General features: G+C 30.7%; 3 protein-coding genes. All 3 read left to right on the forward strand.

Features of this window, described 5'->3' with window-relative positions:
• The first annotated feature begins 104 nt into the window (after positions 1-104).
• The 3 genes from BW926_RS14770 to BW926_RS14015 all read left to right on the forward strand — a co-directional run bounded on the left by BW926_RS14770 (position 105) and on the right by BW926_RS14015 (position 1,697).
• A complete protein-coding gene (locus BW926_RS14770; protein ID WP_076447954.1) occupies positions 105-296 on the forward strand; it encodes a lipocalin family protein in 192 nt (63 codons plus the stop codon).
• A 23-nt stretch (positions 297-319) separates the two neighbouring features.
• Positions 320-856 carry a DUF4468 domain-containing protein gene (locus tag BW926_RS14010; protein ID WP_076447956.1) on the forward strand — a complete coding sequence of 179 codons (537 nt, stop codon included), beginning with the start codon at positions 320-322 and terminating at the stop codon, positions 854-856.
• An 88-nt stretch (positions 857-944) separates the two neighbouring features.
• Positions 945-1,697 carry a hypothetical protein gene (locus tag BW926_RS14015; protein ID WP_076447957.1) on the forward strand — a complete coding sequence of 251 codons (753 nt, stop codon included), beginning with the start codon at positions 945-947 and terminating at the stop codon, positions 1,695-1,697.
• Positions 1,698-1,905: the final 208 nt, after the last annotated feature.

Here is a 1,905-nt window from a genome sequence, read left to right on the forward strand (position 1 = left end):
TTAAAAGCTGGATCATAGATTTTTCGCCCTTGTTTCATACGTTAAAATTAAGGTTTTATGCTTAACTCTAACTGGAAGCTAAATTAGTATATCCACACGGGGAATTGCATACTAACGGCACATGTGAAGTCCACAGTGACAATCTCACATATACTCTTGATTCTAATTCTCAGATTTTAACCTTTAAAAATAATAAAGGTGAAGTTGAATCTTCAAAAATTACTTCTTTATCATCAAGTGAATTGGTTTTACAAAACGACGGTTCTCCTGTTACAACTTACTACAAAAGAAATTGATAAATTATTTAAAATAAAAATACATGAAAAAATTATTATTTGGGTTATTTATTTTTATATTTTCAGTATCATTTGCTCAAGATAAATTATCATATTCTCTTATTGTAAAAGTTGATTCATTAACGAAAAAAGAGGTTTTATTTGACCGTGTAAGCAATAGAATGGCTTCATTATATGGATCAAACTTTAAATATGAAAAAGACGTTATTATATCTGACAGAAACCAAGGTATTATAAAACTTAAATTCAGCAAGCCTTATCATAAAGGCGATGCATTTAGCAATGTAGCTGGTGATATTTTCTTCACTATGACATTTTTATTTAAAGATGGTAAGTCTAAAATTGATTTATCCGATTTTGAACATGTCGGCAATGCAAGTATGGGTGTAATTCTTAATACGGAAGACTATCCATATTCTAATTATAAAATGTTTAAAGGGACAATGAATAAAAATTGGAAAAATTTAAGAGCCTATCTTGATGAAAGTAAAGATTCTTTATTAGACTTAGGAGAATCAATTGTAAAAAAGCCGGGAGAAGCAGAAAATAACAATTGGTAACCCCGTCTTTCCCCGGAGTTAATTTCCGTAAAAACCCGGATTTGTGTGTTATGTATTTTTTTCATTTCTTTGGGAAAATTTTATACTTATGAAAAAAATTTTATTTTCTCTGTTTATTTCTTTAAGTACAATAGCATTCTCTCAAGTAGGAGTTAATACGACTACCCCTGAAGCTACCTTAGATGTTGTAGGCATACCTACCAATGCATCAAGACTAGATGGAATTATACCTCCTAGAATTACAGGAGATCAATTGAGAGCCAAGACTTATACAAATTCTCAGGTAGGTGCTATAGTCTATGTGACAACTCCTGATACTAATCCATCAGGACAAACTCTACAGGTTAGAGATACCGGTTATTACTATTTTAATGGCAATCTTTGGGTTAAATTTTTAGATTCTGGATATGTAGGACATTTTATAGACTTTACAGGAGCAAATACACCTGTCGTTCTAGCTAATTATTTGGTTTTTAATGACTATGACACTTCAATTTATGAAGTTACATTTCATGTAAGGCCTGCTTGTAATGGTAATAATACTATTATTAGTGGAAAATTTTTAATTAGAGGTAAAGGAGGAAGAATGACAGTCTTAAATGATTATATGGCAACCTATGGAACAATAAGCGACACCAATATTTTTACAAGTGATTATACAATTACAGGTAATAATACTAATAGTCTTTATATAGATCCTGGAGCAAGTATTTCACCATTACGTGTTGATTTATTATTTAAAGTTAATCCTCTAACAGGAATTTTAACATTAGAAAGCCCTTTAACCCATGGTTGTGCTGGATGGAAAGCTGTTATTGACGTTAAGAAAATATTAATGTAAACAGTAATCTTGGTGGAAAATACATGACAGAAAAAGGTTATAAACTATCTATAACTCCCCCAAATTTAATCCCAGACTGCTATCGGCAGTCTTTTTTGTTTAATACGACTAGTTGGATATACTAATTTAGCTTCCAGTTAGAGTTAAGCATAAAACCTTAATTTTAACGTATGAAACAAGGGCGAAAAATCTATGATCCAGCTTTTAA

The sequence above is a fragment of the Chryseobacterium sp. RU37D genome (assembly GCF_900156075.1).
In the GTDB taxonomy this organism is placed as follows: Bacteria; Bacteroidota; Bacteroidia; order Flavobacteriales; family Weeksellaceae; genus Chryseobacterium.